The following is a 21,579-nucleotide window of genomic DNA, read 5'->3' as shown; positions in this document are numbered from 1 at the left end:
TCCACCAAATCGTACAATCCCAAACAGTATTCACTCGGAATTATTGGTTTTTCTTAAGCGCACCATAAAAAAGCCATCCATGTCCTGTCGATGGGGCCAGACTTTAAACCAACCTTGAGGCGTGCTCTGGGCAGAATCAGGAAACTCAAAACCTCTGGGAGACTCAATTTGCCAATCAGGTGACTCAGCTAAAAATGCCGAAATCACTTGTTCATTTTCTGCTGGATGCAATGTACAGGTAGCATAAACTAGTACACCACCAAGCTTGACAAAATTAGATGTATGTGTTATCAACTCTTTTTGCAGCACCGAAAGTTCTCGAACAGATTCTGGTGTCTGTCGCCAACGCGCATCAGCATGACGGTGCATGGTTCCTAACCCAGAACATGGAGCATCGAGTAATACACGGTCTGCGGTGTTTTGAAATTGGGGGGAGTGACGACTGTCGCCAGTGTAAACTTGAATAGATTGTAAATTCAGGCGTTGAGAATTTTCTTGGAGTTTGCGAAGACGAGAAGGAGTGCGATCGCAAGCCCAAATTTTCCCTTTATCCGCCATCAATTCAGCGATGTGGGTTGTTTTACCCCCTGGTGCAGCACAAGCATCAATTACCACTTCACCTGATTGGGGGTCGAGTAAATGACTTACCAATTGAGCGCTACTATCTTGTACAGTCCACCAACCTTCTTTGAAACCAGGTAGTTTTTGAATTGACCCAGCACTAGCAATCAATCTTAAAGCTTGAGGTAAATGGGAAACGCGCCTCACCAAAATACCAGCAGATTGTAAAGCCGCCTCAACTTCCTCGATTGAAGTGCGAAGAGGGTTAATACGCAAGTCAATTGTTGGTGATTGGTTCATCCATTCACACAGTTGTTCTGTGTCGGCTAAACCCAATTGTTCTAACCAAACTTGAATAATCCAGTCAGGAAAGCTGTGTAAAATACCCAAGCGTTCCACTGGGTTTTCTGGAAGTTGTAACGGATCTGTCTTTATCTTCTCTGCAAGGCGGATGTACTGGCGTAATAGACCATTAACAAAACCTGTGAGTCCAGAAAAACCGTTTTCTTTAGCAAGTTGGACGGTGGTATTAACAGCAGCTGAGGCGGGAATACGCTCTTGATAACGCAGTTGGTAGAAACCTAGATGTAAGATAGTGCGGAGGTCTTGTGGTTGTTGATCAGATTTCTTTTTGGCGAGTTGATCAATGAGAGTATCAAGAGTGCGTTGCCTTCTGACGCTCCCATAAATCAATTCTGTCACCAAGCGGCGATCGCAATCAGCCAAATTAACTTTTTGCAGCACTCTATCTAGGGCAACATCAGCATAAGCCCCCTTATGAACATCTCGTAAGGCGGTAAAAGCTATTTGACGGGGGTTTGTCATGGAAAGATGATTCAGGAGGCTTTTGTATTCTAACTCCCAACTCCTAAATAATTCGTAATTCGTAATTGTCGGGTTTAATTCTCCCTTGTAAGTGGTTTTGTTTCAATCCAGGTCTAAATCGACGTTCGGAACTATCTTTAATTACGAATTATTTGAACTTCCTATCGAGTCACATACGGGTCTACACTGGCAATTTCAAACTCACATGCTCTAGAAACTTGTTCTGCTGGTAACTTTCCAAAACTAATTAATGGTAAATAAGTGGGGTTTGCCATCAGTTCTTTTGCTAATAAGAACCCAGTAATTGTCCAAGTTTGATATTTCCTAGCTTGTTTCCCAATCAGTCGCCCTTTCTTACCATCGTAATACTCTGGCCATTCATCATCAACGAGACGTGGTTGGGCAATTTGAATAGCCTTTTGTGCAAGACTTGTTTTGTTAGTTTTCACCGCCGCCGCCGCTAACATCCACATTAAAACTGGCCAACTACCAGCATTATGATACGACCAGGGTATATTTTTGGGGTCACATCCAGTGACAATCCTGTACTCTTCATTTTCCAAAGCTGGGAAACAAATTTTCATTGGCATATCTCCCACCAAGTCATCCCATCGTTCCTCAATGAGAGTCATAATCGCTTGTGACTGTTCTTCGGTGGCTAAATCTGAAATTATTGCCATTAAGTTTCCGAGTGAAAAAAAGCGAGTATCTAACTGCGACGGGCCAACATTACCTGCTAGAAAACCACCTTTTTTTGGCAGCCACTTATCTAATTCATAATAGGGAACAGAATCTACATATATATTGAACAGATTAACAGCAGCCTTGCCATATTCTTCACTTTTGAAGCGATAAATTGCATTCAGGCGATTAATATCTATCCAATAATGCTGGCGAATATGAGCGCATAAAAGAGGCAAACGGTTATCAATGGCTGCAACAATATCGGAATTCCCTTGACAAATTAGCAGTTCACGAGATGCACGCAATGCCGTGTAAAAAAGAACTTGTAGTTCTAGAGGATGCCCATAAATGCCCATACGACGGTCAATCATACAAGCACCATCTGGAACCAACAGCGTTGGGTACATATCAAAACGATTCGCCAAGCAGATTTCCATGATTAACCTGATACCATTTTGGAATTCAGGTTTATCGGCTAGAGAAAAATCGTCTGTGGCGACTACATAAGCACGCAACAAAATAATCCACCATAGGCAAGAATCTACTGGTGTAACTCTAGCGATCGCATGTTCACCAAAGTCTGCTTCTAAATATTCTTGCCCATTTTCTGATACAACTTTAAAGCTAGCTGGGATTAATCCTCGTCCCGGCTTATAGGCATCTAATGCCCTTTCTTTAGGCTGTAACTTTAAGGTTTCTTCTAAGAAATTACGAACAATATCTGTTCTACCTTTGATCAGAAAAATTAGACCTGAAGAGACAAAATCCCGGACAAAGCACTGGTCATAATTGAGCGCCTCTACAGATGCATCATAAGCGGCTACTGTACCAACGGGGCGTCCCTGATAGTAGAGAATTGATTTTTCTAGCGCTCGCCATGCTTCTTCCACTTCTTTTAAATTTTCAGTAGTTTCCAATTCGTTTAGGTGCATCGCCAGAATAACTCCATTTGGATTGTGAATTTGTGGGAGATTGTGTCTTCATTTATTGTTTTTGCTATTCTCAGCATAGCAAAAACGATTCTTTGAATAGCAAATATAATTGCGAGAAAAATTAATCAACTAACAAGAAATGAATCTGCTGACATTTATGCACTTTATTGCTAGTTAGTTTGTTTATAATCGATTACTATTTTGGTTAATTTTGTTGTTCTTCACCGCAAGTACTAACATGATTTTTCAAAACAGTCACAAAAGATATATTCTGAGATTATTTATTATTCCCTTTCATGTCTGGAATCTTTGCTTTTCCAAACAAAAAAATATCTTCAGTGCTGTTTAGAGTTTGCGTGAAGTTAAAACTGGTTGCAGTATATTTACTTGAGCCGGATTATTTTTTGACACTAAGAAGTCAGATTCTTCCCCCATAATCTAATAATTTATAACTTTTTATCAGAATATGCAAGATGAATGCTTGAAAAATTTAAAATATCAATACTTTTGAAGAGCTATATGTTTTATTTCTGAAGAGTTATATGTTTTACCCTACCGACAGTAGCTTGTAATCAAACATTGTGCTAATAGTTTTGAGTACAGGGCATGATAACACGATCAGCAAACTCTGGAATCGTGACTAGGAAAAGCTGATCTTCATCAGACCATTAAACAATCATGGTATATCGACTGATGAATCCTCTTCCTCCCTTAATTCTTTGAATTCAGTTAATAACTTTCCTAACTGCTTTTCTAAAGGGTAGCCCAAGAAACTTCAAAATAACAGATTGACTATGTTACAATGCAGTAGGTTTGTTAGACTGCGATCGCTTCATTACTCATCTGCTAACCACTTTTGGTAGTTGCAACTCATCAGCTTTTGCTTAACCGAATCAATGACCTCAGATGAAAAAGCCGTCATTGACCCAACTCGGTAAACGTCATTTAAGACAACGTGGTAATCTTTTCCCGTATACTCAGTAATTATTTGAGCTAAACTGCGATCGGACATATTTGTGTAGAGTATTGACAGCAAGGGTAAATATCTCTGATCATCAATGCCTTGGGGAAAAGCACACTGAACCAACTGATAAGACTTCTAAATAGGTTGGGATTGTCTTCTGCATAATTCAACTACCTGTTAATCAAAAGGGGAGATGAAGATAGACATTAAAATCAACCCCTTGGGCACTGGCTGTGCAAACAGCATTTTGCATCCACTGTCAACCCGCGCCCCGATGGCCACTGTTTTCAATGTAACGGCGCAAAACTGAGTTAATCAGTGTTTTGTACTCTGCACCTTGTTTACGAAACCACATTATTACTTCTGAATCTAACTGAATCAGATCACTGGCTCGTGTTGCCGGAATCCTCAGCGTGGCATTTTCAAAAAACTCATCGCTCAACGGTGGGATGTCTGAGTAATCAATGTCCTCATCCGTCATTGCCTCTAATCCAGCCCAATCAGTACGTGAGGTATTGTTCAAGTCGTTGATGCTCATATCGGTTTGCCCTTCGTGCTGAGATAATGCGGACTATGTTGTTCTGCGTTCTGTCCAAACGACAACCGCTACACCGTTGCCTAAAAAGCCGATTCCGATCCAGCGATCTTCGCCATAATCAAAACGCTCATCAGAGCTTTATCAGTTTGCATCTAGGACGGCATCGCTAGGTTTACCTGATAGTTTTTCTCGAAAGGATACTCGGATTTTGTCAAGGATTTGCTCATACTCCCATTTATACTTTTGGTTTCGCTCAATTTGCTTAGTAATTTCCTCTAAATGAATAGAACCTTCACGCAAAAACTCCTCAAAATCGTCTCTAGAACGGATTTCGATCAAACACCGCTTTCCTAATCTAAAATTTTCAAATTCCTCTAAGATTGAAAACAACTGTGTACGATCTAATTCTTCAAAGAAAATTTCATTTTCATGCGCTACTTGTTTAGTTAGTTTTAGTTGTTCAGCAAACTTAATAAGGGTATCCTCACTCACTCTGGCCCATAGGTCATCTCCTATTAATCGCAATCTTTTTAGGCTTTTCCAAGTATTGCAATAAGCCTCAAATTGGGATCTAGTATAATCTTGCCTTGGGCTTTGAAAGCCAATCTGCTGAACGAAAAAGGCAAGCTGATCGACAATAGTAGCCTGATTGCCAACAAATTGTTGGTCTGTAATTCTGCCACTTGTACTTAACGTCTTAGCAGTTAAGCCGCTTGAGTTTGAACAAACCGCATTGGGAGTTAGATCTGAATCTGATAACTTGTGCTCAACTGCCTCAAATAATGCCTCAAAATTTGAGTCACTATGAATATCTGGAGTTAATGTATTCATATTTTGAAGCATATAAATGATGATATCAAATGTTGCTCTGAACTCTGTATATTGAGTTACTGCCTGTTGAAAGCTAGCCAAATTAGCATTTAAAACCAACATTTTGAGTTTGGAATCTAGTTTGTTAATTTCACTATCCCAATGAATGATATAGTCTGCTCGATCAACAGGATCATAAATCTTGGCATCTGGGAAGATAATTGGGAAAATGCGATCGTAAAATTGACCGTTTTTTGAGACTTCTAGGAGTTCAAGCATACAGTTGCGTGACTTCAAATATTTATCGCTGATTACTGCAATTACACATTTACCGCAACCAATACGTTTCATAAATTCTTTGATCAGCCCTTTATAACCTAAGTCACGTTTATCACGGACAATAGTAATGCCCTTTCCCTGAAATGCTTGATCTAATCGATTGACAAATTCCTCACTATCACCGCCCCAAGCATAGGAAAGAAAAACTTCTTTAGATTCCACTCGCATATCTGCTAAAAGGTGTATTACTTTTGATTCAGTTATATCAAGTTAAAAGTTTTGTATCTACTTTTTATATTAAGTTACAACGACATTGCAACGCTTGCTTGAGTAAAACTTGATATTCTTTATCCCCAACCCGATAAGCACCAAATCTTTCTAAATGGGGATTCATCATTTGGGCATCAAAAAACACAAATTCCCTCTGACGCAATCTTTCCACCAACTTCACCATCGCTACCTTTGAACCTTCGGGAATGCGGTAAAACATCGACTCGCCAATGAAAGCGCCACCAATGATAATCCCTAAAATTCCCCCAGCTAATTCGTCACCCTGCCAAGTTTCAAAACTATAAGCATAACCATTCTGGTAAAGTAGCCAATAAATCTTTTGCAATTCCGGTGAAATCCAAGTTGTCTCTCTGTCAGCACACCCAGCTACCACAGCTTGGAAGTCCCGATTAATGTCCACAGTAAACCGTTCTTGATTCAGAACGCGCTGTAAAGACTTGGGGTAACGAAATCGCTCATCCAAAGGAATAAAAGTCCGATCGCGACTTCCGTACCAACTCAGGCGATCGCGCTCATCAGCCATGAGAAAATAGCCTTGTGCATAACCCTCAACAATAGCGGCGATATCATATTGCATAAATAAATATAAAAAAAACACTCTTAGAAACGCAATTTGATGCTAACAGTCAACCTTAGCGTTCCTCTGCGTTTCCCTCCGCCTCCCTCTGCGTTTAAAAAACATGACTCAACCAATACCACCCATCACCCTACCACCGCCTGAAAATCCTTTGCTCGAAGGTGAATGGTTACGAGAGCGCTTACAACGTTGGCTAGATACCGAATTTATCCCCGAAGCAGTCAACCAAAATATTGCCCAACGAGCCGCACAGATTTTTATGCGTCAACGGATGGAAGGAGAAAACGACCTTGGTTCTCTGGTAATTGCCATTGTCACAGAGATGCAGTCGTATGATTTTTCCAATAGTTTCTATGGAGAGTTTGCGATCGCCAACGCCGTCAGCGATCTACTCTTAGAAAGTCTGGGAATTGATAAATGTTGTGGTCAATAAATTTGTCCTTTGTCATTTGTTCTTTACCAATGACCATTGTACAGACGCGATTAATCGCGTCTCTACGTGACTCTTGACTACCAACTAGACTTAACGACTCCAGGCAAAAGACCTTCATGCGCCCATTCTCGCAGCACATTCCGAGACAGTCCAAAATCGCGGTAAACACCTCTAGGACGACCAGTTAACCAGCAACGGTTGCGGTGGCGGGTGGGCGCACTATTCCGGGGTAGCTGTTGAATCTTCCGGTGGATTTCCAGCTTATCCAGAGGAGATGGTGCACTTCTGAACTCTTCCAAAAGAGCTTCTCTCTTGTCAGCATACTTTTCTATCAACCTGGTGCGCTTTTTTTCGCGCTCAATCAAGCTCTTTTTTGCCATATATTCTCTAACTTATTTAAAGACACCGTTCTCCATTCTACAGTCTCCCCATCAATTCTGGGGTTACTCGTTTCGTTTACCCTACAATCACTGGCTTATTAGCAGCAGGACATAAATCAACAAGCTCACAAGCAATGCAGACGGGAGAGCGGGCTTTACAAATAGCACGACCGTGATAAATCAACCGAATTGACCAATTTTCCCAATCAGGCTGCGGTAATAAACCCATTAAATCTTGCTCAATCCGAACGGGGTCTTTTGCTTCAGTCAAACCCAAACGTTGGCTGAGGCGCTTGACGTGAGTATCTACCGTCACTCCAACATGAATGCCATAAGCATGAGCCAGGACTACATTTGCTGTCTTCCGCGCCACACCTGGAAGCTTTAATAACTGTTCCATTTGGTTGGGGACAACAGAGTTAAACTCAGTGACAATCATCCGACAGGCGGCTTGAATGTTCTTAGCTTTATTGTGATAAAACCCAGTTGAACGTACCAAGTTTTCTAATTCTACTAAGTCAGCGATCGCTAAACTAGCAGCATCGGGAAACTTATCAAATAAAGCTGGTGTCACCTTATTCACCCGCTCATCAGTACATTGAGCGGAGAGAATCGTTGCCACCAATAATTGTACTGGTGTTGAGTACTTCAAAGAGCAAGTAGCATCTGGATAAAGACGCTTCAGACGAGCTAAAATTTCTAGCGATCGCTTCCTTAAAGGTAAAAGTTTCTTTTCCCTACTCCCCATTCCTTAGTACAGACGCGATTAATCGCGTCTCTCCCCTCCCTATTTTCACTGAAACAATCTTTGCACCCATTCCAACTGGCTAGTTAATTGAGTAGTTTCTTTGACTATCAGAAAAATTCCTAACCCTAAGAGTAACACCAAACCAGTTTGCATTACACCTTCTTGAATGCGTGCAGGCACAGGCTTACCGCGCAAACCTTCAATCAGCAGAAAAGCGAGTTGTCCACCATCCAAAGCTGGTAAAGGCAAAATATTGATAATAGCCAAGTTAATGCTGATAATTGCGGCAAAAGACAACAGATTTACACTATTGTCCTCAGCTAATTTTGCCCCTATTTTGACAATATTAACTGGCCCAGAAACTTGTCCAACAGTTTGTTGAAAGTTAGTAATCAACTGCCCAAAACCGGCGAGTGTGCCAACAAATAGTTGTTGAAATCTGTTAGCAGCAATGGCGAAAATTTCAAAAGGACTATTAGGACGGCGATAAATTGCTGTAGCATTTGGACTGAGTGCCACACCAACTACACCTTTGCCATCGGCCCCCAGTTTTGGTGTTAATTTCAGGGTTTTTTGTTGGTTTTCACGCTGAATTTTCAGTTCGATTTGCTGATTAGGATGAGTTTGAATCTCTTTTGTCAGCAAAGGAGTTGACTTATCAGAAGCAGGAAGTTCCTGACCATTCACAGCCAGAATAATATCTCCTTCTCGAATTCCGGCTTGATAGGCAACAGATTCTTGATTAACAGGCTGTACAAGCACACCAGCTTGATAATTTAATTCCTTGGGAATGCCAACGATACCCAATTGCAGAGCCAACACCAAGTAGGCAAATATTAAATTTGCAATCACTCCGGCACTTATAACAATCGCCCGGTCTAAAACTGGACGGTTACGCAGCAGATTTGGGTCATTGGGTGGAACATCGCTATCGGGGTCATCATCGGGAAAGCCCACAAAGCCGCCTAAGGGAAAGGCGCGGATAGCATATTCGGTTTGTGAACCTTGGTACTTCAAAAGAACCGGGCCAAAACCCAAAGAAAAACGGTTAACCAGAATGCCTTGAGAACGTGCTGCAACAAAATGTCCCAACTCGTGTACCAAAATCAAAACAGCCAAGACTGCGATCGCTGCTAAAACTGACATAGAGTAAATTAGTGAAGATATTAAGCTATAGTTATCTCCATTCTAATTGGGCATTGGGCATTGGGCATTGGGCATTGGTCATTGGTCATTGGTAAATAACAAATGACAAATTACAAATTACAAATTACAAAACTTCACGTCCCAAATAAGCTTGCAGCGCTTCTGGTATCCTCACCGTCCCATCAGGTTGTTGATAATTCTCCAAAATTGCTGCCATCGTCCTTCCCACCGCCAAACCCGAACCATTCAGAGTATGTACGAACTGGGTACCTTTTTTCCCCGCCTCTTTGAAGCGAATATCAGCCCGTCGCGCCTGGAAATCTATAGTATTGGAACAGCTAGAAATTTCGCGATATTTGTCAGAAGAGGGCAACCAAACCTCTAAATCATAAGTTTTGGTAGAGGCAAATCCCAAATCCCCAGTACTTAAATTTACGACTCGGTAAGGCAACTGCAACGCCTGTAAAATTGCTTCTGCATTCCCCACCAATTTCTCCAGTTCATCAAAAGACGTACTTGGTTCGACAAATTTCACCATTTCCACCTTGTTAAATTGATGCAGGCGAATTAATCCTCGCATATCGCGCCCATAACTACCAGCTTCGCGGCGAAAACAAGGAGTAAAAGCACAGTGGTAAATAGGCAAGTTTTCAGCAGCGAGAATTTCACCCCGGTAGAGATTTGTAACTGGAACCTCTGCCGTAGGAATCAGCCACAAGTCGTCATCAGCACATTTAAAGCTTTCTTCAGCAAACTTGGGTAACTGACCGGTCGCCGTCAAAGACTCGGTATTCACTAACAGGGGCGGACTGACTTCCACATACCCAGCTTGAGTATGGAGAGTCAGCATAAATTGAATTAATGCTCTCTCCAATGCCGCACCAGCGCCTATTAATGTCACAAAGCGACTTTGGGCCACTTTTACAGCTCGCTCAACATTCAGAATACCTAGTTTTTCGCCAATTTCCCAGTGAGGGAGAATATTCGGATTTTGGGGAATGTACTCATCACCCCAACGGCGCACTTCTACGTTATCTTCCTCATTCTTACCAAGGGGTGTAGAGTCGCTTGGTAAGTTGGGAAGTGCCAACACAAGTTGGGCAATTTCAGCTTTGAGTTCTTTTTCCTGAGGTTCCAGTTCGCTCAACGTAGCTTTGACAGAGTTACCTTCATCCCGCAAAGCTTGAATTTCTGGGTCTTGAGGATTGATCCCAGATTTTATCTTTTGCCCGACAATTTTACCGATTTCGTTGCTACGAGCTTGGAGTTGACTACGTGTCCCCTCAAGTTCTCGTTGTTGCCGATCTAACTGTAATATCGGTTCAATATCGTATTTACCACTACGACTACTCAATCGTTCTTGAACTAATTGCGGGTTTTCCCGTATTTGCTTGATATCCAGCACAGATTATTCTCAGTTTTTAGCCTATTATCTACCTGCCAACACATCAGCATATACTGATTTTGGCTTGCCATTAGCAGAAAAGCAAACATAAAAAATTTAAAAGAGTTTCAGTCGGGCATTTAAACCCGCACTGAAACTGTAGCTACGTATAGACGTGTGGTCTTAAACGCTTTATTTGACGATAAGTTAAAAGAAGTACTGATTTTTGGCTGATCTTTTGCTTGGGACTCTTGTTTCTAGGGTCTGTTGATGCGATTAAGTAGCCAAAGCGACCCCACCAGCCCTGCAAAGTGCGCTGATACAGTGTTGGTGTTTGCCTGTACCACAAGCATATCTAGACCGCTAATAATCCGGGTAGGGTCAAAAAATTGGGTAGTTATAGCTTGAGGAGATATGGATCTTGCTACCAGTGTACCAACGATCGCTTGCGCCCCCAAAAGAGTCACCAGCGTTCCTCCTAAATTCACCCACAGCCCTAAGCGTAATACTTGCACAGTCTCGCTTTTCCGAGGGCGGTTGCTGGGATTGGAGGATTCCAATTGCTTGCCAATCCTTGTGTAACGGTAAGCTAAATAAATGCCCCCACCCAAAATAACCAGTCCAGAAATTGCTAAAAATACGCCAAAGCCAGTCCCAGGATTATTGCTAGAACTGCCAGTTCTCTGATTAAAGATGGCGAATAGCAGCACAATTATGCTAGACACAACGCCTAGCACTAGCTGAATCCAGAAGCTAATCCAACCTGTAAGGCGAAAAGTTTGGGCAATTGCCCTAAGAGTTGAGGAAGATGATGGGGCATCGGGAGTTTGTGACATACTGTGAACCAATGTGCTGGGCGCTTTCAAAGGACACAAAAACAGGGAGAGAAGTCTGTAGTAAGATCCCGCAGGGTGCGGCGGCTGACACCGAACCGAACAGAACTTCTCCTCAGGGAGACGCTACGCGTAGCTTGCTTCCCCGTAGGGGTACGGGGGATACGGAAAGCCTTGTTGAGAAGTATCGCACTTTGCGTCTCTTCCTTTCCTAATCTTTGCGTCTTCTTTGATAAATTTACTATCACACTTACCAAATAAGACAAGAAATTCTCTTGTCGAGGAAATCAGAAATGCTTACTGCTTAGGTGTATCCACAGGCGTAGCAGCTTTAACTCAGATATATCCTTTAGCCTAAGCTTTGAGAATCTGCATTGGGAAAATCACTGTAAAACAAAGTGTTTATTAAGTTTTGCAGACAAAATAGCATTTTACCTGTAAAATTTCTTCGATGGCATTTTATTGCTTAAGCAGTTCTAACCACCTCGGCATCACTTAACACCAAGATAGTGACTTCGCCACTGTCTGTTCGCTCCTCACTACACCGTATCGAGCTTGGGTCGGGGTACACTATTGTGTGTCCCTAAAACTCGCAAACTCGTTCCACAACTTCACAGGCGTGGGTAATTACTTGGTGTTTACGCTTTGGAAATTTAGTCTAAGTAGCTTTATATATATTACTCACTTAGCAGTAGCACTGTATACTGACTACAAGGATTGTATATTTTACCCTAAGGCATTTTTTTAGCCATTCACTAACCATGAAACTTGAGGATATATATCAATTCTTTGAAAATCCTCCGCCAACTTACCTTTGTCAGGAAGTAGCAGTTTGTTACATACTGTCTGTTTTGTTACAAAATGAATCCTACGGAACCGAGTTGATTGAGCAATTAGAAACTGAATATTCCACCTATAGGCTTTCAGATACCGTACTTTATAGTGCAATCAAATTTCTGGAAGACCAAAAGGCAATCAGTGGATATTGGAAGAAACTCGAAGGACGGGGACGCCCCAGGCGGATGTACCAAGTTTCTCCAGAATGGCAAGTTCAAGCCCAGAATTTAGCTTTTCTTTGGCAAGACTACATTAACGGGAGGACAAAGTAATAGCATTTTAGATTTTAGACTTTCCTGCGGAACGCTACGCGTAGCTTGCTTGTGTGTTCGCGGAGCGTCTCGTAGAGAAGGAGTACGGCGTAAGCGCTATTTCTCTTCTTAGGCTGCGCCAACGACAAAGCTCAGTACAAGTCAGTCGAACGCTTTTAGATTTTGGATTGTGGAAGAGTCCCTGGTAATCGCTTTTTGGCGCTCCATTTGTCGCAATCATTGTTCAAATTGGTATAACGAATAATTGATAATGAATAAGTCTCCTCCAGTCAAACACTAACAATTAGTTATGGATACTGCTATTCTGCCATCTACGTTCCTGCTAACCTTGTTGTTATCGGTTGGGCTGTTTTTCTTTATTCGTGCCTCAACTAAAGACCGCACAGAAACAGCACAACTGGTATCTGAGCAAAGTGAAGCTGCTTTAATGCCTCAATTAAAAGAGTATTTTCGATCGCGGTCTTACCGAGTGGTAGCGGTAAACCGAGAACTAAACCAGGTGACTTTTGAAGGTAATGTTCGCCCCAGCTGGTTCTTAGCTATATTTCTAACTTTACTAGCAGCTACTGGTATTGTTTGTCTATCTCTGGTTGTGTCCATGCTTTTTCCTAGCCTTAGTACCCTTGTTCTGGCTATGGTACTGCTGTCGCCTTTAAGCGGTCTGTTTTATTGGCAAAAATCTGGAAGACTTGAAAAGGTGTCGCTCAAAGTAGAAACAACTCAGAGCGAACAAACCTCCTCAAGTAAGATAACTGTAGTTGCTCATCGAGATGAACTCAGTGAGTTACAGACGACTCTACACCTAAAGTCTGGTGAATAATTGTTGATTTTTGTAATGATCTTTTAACTATGATATGCAGACTTCTGTCCTGACCTACTCTTTAGGCAATGGAAAGTAGGAAAGAGGAAATCAATGCTGCTGCTTTGTCAATTTTCCCCACAACTTGTGGCGTGGGGAAAAATTTAAATTTCTTAACTTAAACTTGTTGACAGAGCTTACTTAACAATCTACGGCATAAGAGCGCAATTCCACTAGCGCTTTTGACGCGCTTGGCTCTATACCACTCCCTTCTGCATCATCAAAATAGCATCAACCCATGCAATCTAGCGTGGTTTGAGACAAGTTTACTTTCCAACTACCTGGACTAGATTTACTGGCAAATCAGCTACAAACTAAAAAAAAATTAAATTTGGCATAAACTTAGCAATTTTGCCAGTTAATGATAGTCAGGAGCTACATTCAATGCCTAAAATGACCATCTCTGCTTCACCGACTAGCTAAAGCAAGAGGTTCTTGACCTGGCGAAGGTTCTAACACCCTCAAACTAGGAAACAAGAAATGGTTTTCCTCTACGTATTGAGCACCAAACAGTCCCTTTTCTGCCCAGAAATAACGATCTGTTGTGTGTTCATTTCGCTTTACAAGTAGCAACGCCGGTGGCAAAATACCTTCAGCTTGAATGAATCTTCTCGCTGCTGTCACAGGCTTTTCTTCGCCACTTTCGATGCTATATTGAGGCACATGTTCCAGAATCCGCCGTCCTTCCTGACGACGACGACTTTTCCTTTTGCGTCTCCTTGCCAATCTATTGTCCTCCTCTTTCAAGCTATAGATTGTAGTGGTAGCTACAAAATCCGTCGCCATTATATAAGTTCTAGTTCAAAATATCAATAGGTTTTCAGCTTTTAATATAAGAAAATTAATATCTTTGAAGATAAATAAAACAAAAGCAGCTAAGGATATAATCCCTTAGTACAAACCATCAGTAAGAAGATTTTAGTTAAGCTTTATTAAATGACTGAGGTAAAAACTAAGAATCTTCTCTTAATCATGCCTCAAAATCTGTAATCTTGAGCAAGAGCTAAAAAATGTTAATGTCTGCCAGTTCCGATTTTCTTGCTCTGTGTCGAGAGCAAATAGCGCTGCTAACCCAAGGGCTGGGAGCAACTTTAAGTATTGTGTACCTAACACAAGAATTGGTAGAGACTCCTTCAGGTGAGGCTAAACTGATTCCTGTGGTGATTTACCCGGAAACAGCATTATTACCGCCAGGGGAGGAGACTGCTGAAGCGAGAGTACACAAGCAACTTCAAGTTGGAAATGTGTTTGTATTACCCAATCGTCAGAGAAGGTTATTGACAGGAGGGTCAGAATCTCCAACTTCGTCACGGGAGTCGGAGATACCAGATGCGTCTCAACCCTATCTAAATGAGGAATATTTATTTAGTGGCAACCAAATTGTTTTACCTCTGATTTATGAGGGTGTGATGATGGGGTTACTGGTGACAGGTAGGGAAGACCGCGCATGGAATGAACACGAAGAAAGTCAGATTCAACGGATAGCCCAAACATTAGCGATCGCTTGTATTTTAGATCAACGGCGAGCATGGTTTGAGCAGCAGTTACGTGAGCAACAAATTCTTCAAGAAAAACAGCGCGATTTGCTGGATAACCTGTTGCATCAGTTTCGTAACCCATTAACAGCGTTGCGGACTTTTGGTAAACTGCTATTGAAACGACTAAGACCAGCAGACCCTAACCGAAATGTGGCAAATAGTATTGTCCGGGAAAGCGATCGCCTCCAAGAATTGCTGCAACAATTTGAGCAAGTAATCGACTTGACAGAGGCAGATTTAGCACCACTACATTTGGCCGAAGATGAAGTATTTGTAGAAGCAACTATTCAAAAAGACGCTAAACCACTGTTATTATTGCCCGGAACAGGAGATAAAGCAGTTGACTGCTCGCTAGCAGATATATTAGAACCATTATTAATATCAGCTAAAGCGATCGCCCAAGAGCGAAAGCTAAAACTAATAACTGAAATTCAACACAATTTACCCCTAGTACGTGCCAACGTCAAAGCATTACGAGAGGTGTTAACTAACATCATCGATAATGCATTGAAATATACTCCCACTGGTGGCAAAATTTTGATTCAGGCGGGGCGAGAAAAAGCTAATTTTCAGGGAATTGTCATCAGTGACAACGGGCCTGGCATTCCACCTCAAGATTTAGAGCATCTTGGAGAACGGCATTATCGGGGTGTACAAGCGCAAACAGAAATCCCTGGTACAGGTTTGGGGTTAGCGATCGCTAAACAATTAATCGAACAAATGCAGGGCGAAATCGAGGTTTTCAGCCCCGCAATCAACTCTGCTATTACTTCACCTAATGCGTCGGGAACCACATTTATTATTTGGTTGCCTGAAGTTGGAAATTAGTCATTAGTCATTAGTCATTTGTCATTTGTCATTTGTCATTTGTAAATACTAATTCCCAATGCCCAATGCCCAATGCCCAATGCCCAATGCCCAATGCCCAATAACTATCTAAGTGAAACCAACAAATTCTGATTGATTGTCATTTGTAAATCGGTATTTGGGTCAATGGCAATTAAGTCAACACTATTCTTACCGAAGAACAGACCAACCAATGCACCGATACCAGCGCCACCCAAAACTTCTTCTGTGGCAATGGCGCGATCGCCAGTGACAGCAGATATCGCAGTGGCTGCACCTGCACCCAATACAGTATCCTTGATAATTGCACTAGTACTAATACCCTTCTTGACGGTTTCAGTTTTGGTAATCACTTCAGAAGTAGCGTTAAGCTGATACTCTTGACCACTGGCCAAAACTAGTTTCTGGGCAACGAATTGAGAACCGCCTGTAGCAGGTTTGAGTTGACCAATAACCTGACTACCAGCAGGAATCACTACAGTTCCGTCTTGCGTAACTACATTTTGGGATACTGTCAATGTCAAAGGCGCTGTTTCATCCTTTGTAACCAGAATTTTTTCTGCTTTGTCATATTTAACAGCAATAGCAGTCCCTTGGGAAATTGTGACTGATGCAACTGTTGGGGTAGTAGACCCGACAGCCGCTACGACATAGGGCGAGTTAATTGCTGAGACTTGATTAGAACTAACCAACGCCTGGTAAATAAAAGCTGCTACCTGCGCCCGTGTAGCAGTTGCGGTTGGATTTAGGAACTTCACATTCGGATAGTTGACCACAATTTGCTTTTCAGTTGCTGCGGCGATCGGGCTACGGGCATAGCTAGCGATGTTAGAGGCATCGTTAAAATATTGGAGAGTGCTTTCGGTATTACCGTTAGGAGTATATGTCAAACCGTTAGCGAGGGAAACCAAAACCTGCTCGCGGGGAATAGCTTGGTTAGGCTCAAAGCGATTACCAGGATAACCAGATAAGAAACCTATAGTGTAGGCTTGCTGAATGGCACTGGATGCCCAATAGTTGCTGGGTACATCAGTAAAATTGATTGCCTGCCGTTGCTGTGCTTTTTGGAAAGCTTTGTTGACCATAGCGGCAAATTGAGCGCGTGTCACCGGTTCTTCAGGGCGGAAGCTACCATCAGGAAATCCGGCAATTACTCCTCGCTGTGACAACGGTTGAATAAATTGTGCTGCCCAATAGTTAGATGAAACATCAGAAAAAGTAGTTTGAGCCAAAGATGGCGAAGCTGTAATCAAAGGCGCTACAGTACCGACTGTGACGCTCAAAGCCATGAGTGCAGCTGTTCGAGATTGCCAACGATTTAATGTAAACATTATTTTTGCTTCAGTATAATTACTATTATTGCTGTTAAATAACTAGACATTTGCTAAAGTCTTAGGTTCCCAATTATTTATTTTTTTGTAAAAAATACTACCTTGGATATACAGTCACATTTAAAAAATATCTGTCAAAGTAAGTAGGTAAGTAGGCGAGAATAAAACAAAGTAAGTTAAGTAAGATAAAAAGTCTTGAGATTATTTTGTAGCAAGGGCTGAAGCCCTTCATTCTCTACGAGAGGCTGCGCCAACGAAACGTTACATGAACAACTGAGAACCAAATTTTTCTCAACAAACATACGATCATTTACGCCGCTTTACTTAGGCAATAGAACTAGTCTAATCACCGTATTATCTTTTGGCACAATTAAACAAATATTCAAATAAAGATAGATAGTGAGTGAGACGATACAAAGTATAGAATAGTTGCCGGAAAATAGAATTTTTAGGGTTAAAAATGAAAGCGATCGCACACTATAGTTAAAATGGCGATCGCCTATCAGGAGTGATAAAAGTCACGACTTGCTGATACAGGTGTTGGGGTAGTAGAGCCGACAACCACGACATAGAGCGAGTTAATTGCTGGGGTTTGGCACGATATAGGGCGAGTTAATTGCTGAGGCTTGATTAGAACTAACCAACGCTTGATAGATAAAAGCTGCTACCTGGGCGCGAGTAGCATTTGCAGTTGGATTCAGCAACTTCACATTCGGATAGTTGACCACAATTTGCTTTTCAGTTGCTGCGGCGATTGGACTACGGGCATAGCTAGCGATCTTAGAGGCATCGTTGAAATATTGCAGAGTCCTTTCGGTATTCCCGCCAGCAGTATATTTCAGACCGTTAGCGAGGGAAACCAAAACCTGCTGGCGAGGAATAGCTTGGTAAGGCTCAAAGCGATTACCAGGATATCCTGATAAGAAATCAATGCTATAAGCTTGCTGAATCGCACTGAATCCCCAATAGTTGCTAGGCACATCAGTAAAATTGATCGCCTGTCGTTGCTGTGTTTTTGGGAAAGCTTTATTGACCATAGCGGCAAATTGAGCGCGTGTAACCGGTTCTTCAGGGCGGAAGCTACCATCAGGAAATCCAGCAATTACTCCTCGCTGTGACAATTGTTGAATAAATTCTGCTGCCCAATAGTTAGATGAAACATCAGAAAAAGTAGTTTGAGCCGTTTGAGCCAAAGATTGCGGGGAGCATCCCACTTTGATGAGTTTCCCTTGCAAACGATAAGTCAGTGTTCCACAAACAAAACCTGCTGAGTTAGACTCTACATAAGGCTGCTTTGGCGGATTTTGTTTATCTAGCCGCGATTTCCAATCATCAGATATTTTTTTTAGAGTCGGATATTTACTTAAAAACTCTGAGTCTGCAACAATGTCGTGAGGCCCCTTAACACTTATCTTAGAACTATTCAGGTAGATATTATAATCATAAGTAACGTTTTGATTTCTAATGTTAATATTAATATCCTTACCAGGAAAAGCATAGAGAATGTTATTTAGAATCTTGATGTCAGATGACGTATGAGCATAGATTTGCCCACCTTTAATTTCTGGACTCTGATTATTTAAAACAGCAGTGTTATTTACAATATCAACATGCTCACTTAAAAATGCATGAATACCTGAACCACCATTATTAAATGTCAGATTGTTTTTTACTAAAGTACGTCCTTTATATGCACCCAAATTTGGCTTATCACTATTTCTAGAACTATCGATAATAATGCCATTACCGTCTGTAATCTTTCCGACTGCAATCCAAGGAATGAACATGCGATTGTTGTAGCTCTTGTTGTTGGTCACGAACATCTTGTATCCCTGGTTGTTGTCAAAATTCCAATTGTTCAACATCGAAATACCACTAGTACCAAAAACTGAGTACCAGGCATTATTGAACACCACGTTATTATCTACTGTCACATAGTCTGACTGAATTGCTGAAATACCTGCTCCTCCACAGTCATGTACTTTGTTGTTCAAAATACGGATGTGATGAACATGACCATTGGTTCGTCCATCAAGACTTATGCAGTTTCCGTTCGTCAGTGGGTTTTGTGTATTAGTCTTTTGACTCATCGCATAATCAAGAGTTACATTGGCATTGTTTCCTATGACCTCCAGCCCATTTATCTCGATATATGAAGCTCCATTTGAAACTACGATACCGTTCCATGTATTGTGCTGAATTTTTGGGAAATGCCCAGGATATGCTTTATACTTAATCCATGCTTTTGCATTTCCAGAACGTTTAATATTTACTACACTCCCAGCTTTAGGTGAATTTGTGTATACTCCGTTCATAATCAATACTGTGTCGCCAGGGTTAGTCATATCTGCCGCCTTTTGAATTGTCATAAAGGCGGATGAAGAAGAAATTCCACTATTTTTGTCGTTTCCAGTACCACTAACATAGTATGTTTTCGGAGTCGCATTAGTGCTGATTAGTTCACGGCTGGTAGTGGATACCTGATGAACGTTTTCAACTAAAGATACTTTTATCCTTTCTCCGAGAGGCAAAAGACTTAACGCCACGGGAATTGCCAGATATGCGCTGAAACTAAAACCTTGAATTACCACAATAAAATACTCCTTTATCGGTACTCTTTAATAAAAGTATCAGGATATTCAGAAATTTTGAATACTTTTTTGAATACGTAATACAATAGAGCCAACTTTCCTAGCTCCCTCATAGTATAATTAAACAAGTATTCCAATAAATATGGATATCGAGTCAGACGATACAGAGATAGAATAGTTGCTGTTAAATAGAATTTTTTATGATTAAAAATGAGGGCGATCGCACACTATATTTAAAGTGGCGATCGCCTCTGGGGGATGATTAAAGTCACGACTTAAATTGAGTTAAATCTAGTAGCGGGATGGTGGTACTAAATTCAAGTTAGAATTCAGTGTCAGCTTCAAATCCTGTCCAGGTCTGAGGACAAAGGCATTTACTTGTTTTTTCCGCAACAGGATACTCGCACCCGCACCCGCACCCGCACCAATAATAGGTTTTAAATCGTCAATTCTGTGGTTGCCAGTAATTAGTGAACCTAAAAGACCAGCACCCCCACCAATAGCTGCGTCAGTTAAAACCTGATTTGTGCTGGGACCCTGTGTAACTTTTTCAGTTCTGGTGTATGTCCGAGAAGTTGCATTAATTGACTGACGCTGACCATTGGAAAATTCTAATTCTTGAGCTACAAACCGCACGCCTTTTCCTTTGTTATCATCTGTATCTCTTGAATAACTATCATTTAAGTCAACAGATTCTAGGCGTCCAATTACTTTAGTACCAGCCGGAATTAAGACATTTCTATTTCTGTCGATAATGTCGTTCGCTATTCTCAAGGTTAGAGATTTACTTTCTCCAGGAGCAATAGTAATTGTCTGTTTTTCGTAGGTGACAGGAAAAGTAACCCCAGAAGGAATGGTCACGTTTCCGTATTGCCCACTTCTATATTGTGCATTAGCAGGAGCAAAGCCCAATAGGGGGCTAATGACGCTTGTAGTAACTGCTATTGCCATAAGTGCAGCAGTTCCAGATTTCCATTGATGTAGGCGAGTCATAAGAGGGTTGTCCTTTGTGTATGTGATGTATGTAATGACGATGATTCACTGAGTTTGTTTCTGACTGTTTTTGAACCTGTCTATAGGCGTATTCCGCACTTCGACTCCGCTGAGTACAAGTCAGTGACCATCGTAGACATCACTCCTCAGAATTTGTATTTTGCTAATGTGCGTTACTAAAATCAGAGGCGAGACATTCGTAGGACGCAAAACGAGTATCATCTTGTTCCCAAATCCTGTTTTATTACTTATGTCCCCATATCTAAGCCATTGAATCGAGGCGAATGGGCTAAGTGCGAACTCTTACTTTTATTCTAGATTGATTTGCTAGGACTTGAGAAATATTTTCGTTTTCTTAACGAATTATTTACCTGTGGAACTGAAAGATCAACTATCTGCTATATGTGTATTTAAGATTGCTGCTGACGCTGTTTAATCTCTGCGATCGGTAATAGCAAAGTGTCTTCTATTTGCTGTCGCACTTCACGGCTGACATAACAATCGCTATTTAGGCAATCTACCAGTAATTTATTGGCATCATAATACTGCTGAAGCAATTCCTTCTGGTGTTGGCTGAACTGCCAATCATGACCAATATTACGAGACTTAATCATCACAGTTCTCAATTGCTTAATCCAAGACTGTCCCTTGATTTTCCACCATTGTTTAAATATTTCTATGCCACCATCTACATAAGGTAGTTGAGCCTTAAGTTGTTGGAGTGATTGTTGCATTTTAGGCTCAAGAGTAAGGCTAAACAAGATACGGGCTAGATCAATAGCAAGGGTAAGGAAAAGATTAAACTCATAGCCGTCACTAAGTGTAAGGGTAAGGTGGTCGTCAACATCACATACAAGGGTAAGAGCTATAAAAATCCTATTTGAGTTTTGAACAAGCTCCGTACATCTGAAGAGTGGCAAAGTCAAA

Annotated in this window: 18 protein-coding genes and 3 pseudogenes; 4 read left to right on the top strand and 17 right to left on the bottom strand. The window is 41.4% G+C overall.

Annotation, left to right across the window (positions count from 1 at the left end; all coding sequences use genetic code 11):
- Positions 1-30: 30 nt before the first annotated feature.
- From PUQ00_RS11120 to aat, 7 genes and pseudogenes are all read right to left on the bottom strand, one after another.
- Positions 31-1,386, bottom strand: a complete 1,356-nt coding sequence (locus PUQ00_RS11120) for a 16S rRNA (cytosine(967)-C(5))-methyltransferase (protein ID WP_300416064.1) — start codon at positions 1,384-1,386, stop codon at positions 31-33.
- Between the two features lie 161 nt (positions 1,387-1,547).
- The gene (locus PUQ00_RS11115) at positions 1,548-3,002 is read right to left on the bottom strand and encodes a glycoside hydrolase 100 family protein (protein ID WP_300416063.1); all 1,455 of its coding nucleotides are present in this window, start codon (positions 3,000-3,002) and stop codon (positions 1,548-1,550) included.
- A 596-nt stretch (positions 3,003-3,598) separates the two neighbouring features.
- Positions 3,599-3,697: pseudogene (locus PUQ00_RS11110) on the bottom strand (type II toxin-antitoxin system HicB family antitoxin); the annotation flags it as partial.
- Between the two features lie 140 nt (positions 3,698-3,837).
- Positions 3,838-4,089: a DUF3349 domain-containing protein gene (locus PUQ00_RS11105; RefSeq protein WP_300416061.1), complete on the bottom strand. Its 252-nt coding sequence runs from the start codon at positions 4,087-4,089 to the stop codon at positions 3,838-3,840.
- 136 nt (positions 4,090-4,225) lie between these two features.
- Positions 4,226-4,504: a BrnA antitoxin family protein gene (locus PUQ00_RS11100; RefSeq protein WP_300416060.1), complete on the bottom strand. Its 279-nt coding sequence runs from the start codon at positions 4,502-4,504 to the stop codon at positions 4,226-4,228.
- 141 nt (positions 4,505-4,645) lie between these two features.
- Positions 4,646-5,815, bottom strand: a complete 1,170-nt coding sequence (locus PUQ00_RS11095; RefSeq protein ID WP_300416059.1) for a toll/interleukin-1 receptor domain-containing protein — start codon at positions 5,813-5,815, stop codon at positions 4,646-4,648.
- A gap of 70 nt (positions 5,816-5,885) precedes the next feature.
- Positions 5,886-6,461 carry a leucyl/phenylalanyl-tRNA--protein transferase gene (aat, locus tag PUQ00_RS11090; protein WP_300416057.1) on the bottom strand — a complete coding sequence of 192 codons (576 nt, stop codon included), beginning with the start codon at positions 6,459-6,461 and terminating at the stop codon, positions 5,886-5,888.
- 103 nt (positions 6,462-6,564) lie between these two features.
- On the opposite strand from aat, the gene PUQ00_RS11085 reads away from it, so the two are divergent.
- Complete coding sequence (locus PUQ00_RS11085) at positions 6,565-6,894, top strand: hypothetical protein (protein WP_300416055.1); 330 nt, start codon at positions 6,565-6,567, stop codon at positions 6,892-6,894.
- 77 nt (positions 6,895-6,971) lie between these two features.
- On the opposite strand, the gene rpsN is transcribed toward PUQ00_RS11085, so the two are convergent.
- The 5 genes from rpsN to PUQ00_RS11060 all read right to left on the bottom strand — a co-directional run bounded on the left by rpsN (position 6,972) and on the right by PUQ00_RS11060 (position 11,388).
- Entirely contained in the window at positions 6,972-7,274 is a 303-nt protein-coding gene (gene rpsN, locus PUQ00_RS11080) for a 30S ribosomal protein S14 (RefSeq protein ID WP_300416053.1), read from the bottom strand.
- 76 nt (positions 7,275-7,350) lie between these two features.
- Positions 7,351-8,022, bottom strand: coding sequence for an endonuclease III (gene nth, locus PUQ00_RS11075; protein ID WP_300416051.1), 672 nt, complete (start codon positions 8,020-8,022; stop codon positions 7,351-7,353).
- Between the two features lie 45 nt (positions 8,023-8,067).
- Positions 8,068-9,168 carry an RIP metalloprotease RseP gene (rseP, locus tag PUQ00_RS11070; protein WP_300416049.1) on the bottom strand — a complete coding sequence of 367 codons (1,101 nt, stop codon included), beginning with the start codon at positions 9,166-9,168 and terminating at the stop codon, positions 8,068-8,070.
- Between the two features lie 124 nt (positions 9,169-9,292).
- On the bottom strand, positions 9,293-10,573 hold the full coding sequence (gene serS / locus PUQ00_RS11065) for a serine--tRNA ligase (protein WP_300416047.1): 1,281 nt from the start codon (positions 10,571-10,573) through the stop codon (positions 9,293-9,295).
- A 236-nt stretch (positions 10,574-10,809) separates the two neighbouring features.
- Positions 10,810-11,388, bottom strand: coding sequence for a DUF3611 family protein (locus PUQ00_RS11060; protein ID WP_300416045.1), 579 nt, complete (start codon positions 11,386-11,388; stop codon positions 10,810-10,812).
- Positions 11,389-12,146: 758 nt separating this feature from the next.
- Between PUQ00_RS11060 and PUQ00_RS11055 the strand changes: the two genes are divergently transcribed.
- Together PUQ00_RS11055 and PUQ00_RS11050 are read left to right on the top strand one after the other, a co-directional pair.
- On the top strand, positions 12,147-12,494 hold the full coding sequence (locus PUQ00_RS11055) for a PadR family transcriptional regulator (RefSeq protein WP_300416043.1): 348 nt from the start codon (positions 12,147-12,149) through the stop codon (positions 12,492-12,494).
- A gap of 289 nt (positions 12,495-12,783) precedes the next feature.
- Entirely contained in the window at positions 12,784-13,314 is a 531-nt protein-coding gene (locus PUQ00_RS11050; RefSeq protein WP_300416041.1) for a cofactor assembly of complex C subunit B, read from the top strand.
- Between the two features lie 447 nt (positions 13,315-13,761).
- Here PUQ00_RS11050 and PUQ00_RS11045 read toward each other — a convergent pair whose 3' ends face one another.
- On the bottom strand, positions 13,762-14,079 hold the full coding sequence (locus PUQ00_RS11045; RefSeq protein WP_041566316.1) for a DUF3155 domain-containing protein: 318 nt from the start codon (positions 14,077-14,079) through the stop codon (positions 13,762-13,764).
- Between the two features lie 284 nt (positions 14,080-14,363).
- Between PUQ00_RS11045 and PUQ00_RS11040 the strand changes: the two genes are divergently transcribed.
- Positions 14,364-15,719: a GAF domain-containing sensor histidine kinase gene (locus PUQ00_RS11040; RefSeq protein WP_300416039.1), complete on the top strand. Its 1,356-nt coding sequence runs from the start codon at positions 14,364-14,366 to the stop codon at positions 15,717-15,719.
- A 104-nt stretch (positions 15,720-15,823) separates the two neighbouring features.
- Here PUQ00_RS11040 and PUQ00_RS11035 read toward each other — a convergent pair whose 3' ends face one another.
- The 4 genes and pseudogenes from PUQ00_RS11035 to PUQ00_RS11020 form a co-directional block, all read right to left on the bottom strand.
- Positions 15,824-17,068, bottom strand: coding sequence for an S-layer homology domain-containing protein (locus tag PUQ00_RS11035; protein ID WP_300416037.1), 1,245 nt, complete (start codon positions 17,066-17,068; stop codon positions 15,824-15,826).
- A gap of 596 nt (positions 17,069-17,664) precedes the next feature.
- A pseudogene (locus tag PUQ00_RS11030) lies at positions 17,665-18,303 on the bottom strand (S-layer homology domain-containing protein); the annotation flags it as partial.
- 1,647 nt (positions 18,304-19,950) lie between these two features.
- A complete protein-coding gene (locus PUQ00_RS11025) occupies positions 19,951-20,652 on the bottom strand; it encodes a conjugal transfer protein TrbI (protein WP_300416035.1) in 702 nt (233 codons plus the stop codon).
- A 410-nt stretch (positions 20,653-21,062) separates the two neighbouring features.
- Positions 21,063-21,579: pseudogene (locus tag PUQ00_RS11020) on the bottom strand (hypothetical protein); the annotation flags it as partial.

This window comes from Nostoc sp. S13, from assembly GCF_029379315.1.
GTDB lineage: Bacteria > Cyanobacteriota > Cyanobacteriia > Cyanobacteriales > Nostocaceae > Nostoc.
This window is presented reverse-complemented; position numbering and strand designations above follow the sequence as displayed.

What these genes read in the sequence shown, in the direction of transcription:
- PUQ00_RS11120 (WP_300416064.1), bottom strand. Translation starts at nt 1,386, where the DNA reads ATGACAAACCCCCGTCAAATAGCTTTTACCGCCTTACGAGATGTTCAT.
- PUQ00_RS11100 (WP_300416060.1), bottom strand. Translation starts at nt 4,504, where the DNA reads ATGAGCATCAACGACTTGAACAATACCTCACGTACTGATTGGGCTGGA.
- PUQ00_RS11115 (WP_300416063.1), bottom strand. Translation starts at nt 3,002, where the DNA reads ATGCACCTAAACGAATTGGAAACTACTGAAAATTTAAAAGAAGTGGAA.
- PUQ00_RS11055 (WP_300416043.1), top strand. Translation starts at nt 12,147, where the DNA reads ATGAAACTTGAGGATATATATCAATTCTTTGAAAATCCTCCGCCAACT.
- PUQ00_RS11035 (WP_300416037.1), bottom strand. Translation starts at nt 17,068, where the DNA reads ATGTTTACATTAAATCGTTGGCAATCTCGAACAGCTGCACTCATGGCT.
- PUQ00_RS11085 (WP_300416055.1), top strand. Translation starts at nt 6,565, where the DNA reads ATGACTCAACCAATACCACCCATCACCCTACCACCGCCTGAAAATCCT.
- PUQ00_RS11040 (WP_300416039.1), top strand. Translation starts at nt 14,364, where the DNA reads ATGTTAATGTCTGCCAGTTCCGATTTTCTTGCTCTGTGTCGAGAGCAA.
- PUQ00_RS11060 (WP_300416045.1), bottom strand. Translation starts at nt 11,388, where the DNA reads ATGTCACAAACTCCCGATGCCCCATCATCTTCCTCAACTCTTAGGGCA.
- PUQ00_RS11025 (WP_300416035.1), bottom strand. Translation starts at nt 20,652, where the DNA reads ATGACTCGCCTACATCAATGGAAATCTGGAACTGCTGCACTTATGGCA.
- nth (WP_300416051.1), bottom strand. Translation starts at nt 8,022, where the DNA reads ATGGGGAGTAGGGAAAAGAAACTTTTACCTTTAAGGAAGCGATCGCTA.
- rpsN (WP_300416053.1), bottom strand. Translation starts at nt 7,274, where the DNA reads ATGGCAAAAAAGAGCTTGATTGAGCGCGAAAAAAAGCGCACCAGGTTG.
- rseP (WP_300416049.1), bottom strand. Translation starts at nt 9,168, where the DNA reads ATGTCAGTTTTAGCAGCGATCGCAGTCTTGGCTGTTTTGATTTTGGTA.
- PUQ00_RS11050 (WP_300416041.1), top strand. Translation starts at nt 12,784, where the DNA reads ATGGATACTGCTATTCTGCCATCTACGTTCCTGCTAACCTTGTTGTTA.
- aat (WP_300416057.1), bottom strand. Translation starts at nt 6,461, where the DNA reads ATGCAATATGATATCGCCGCTATTGTTGAGGGTTATGCACAAGGCTAT.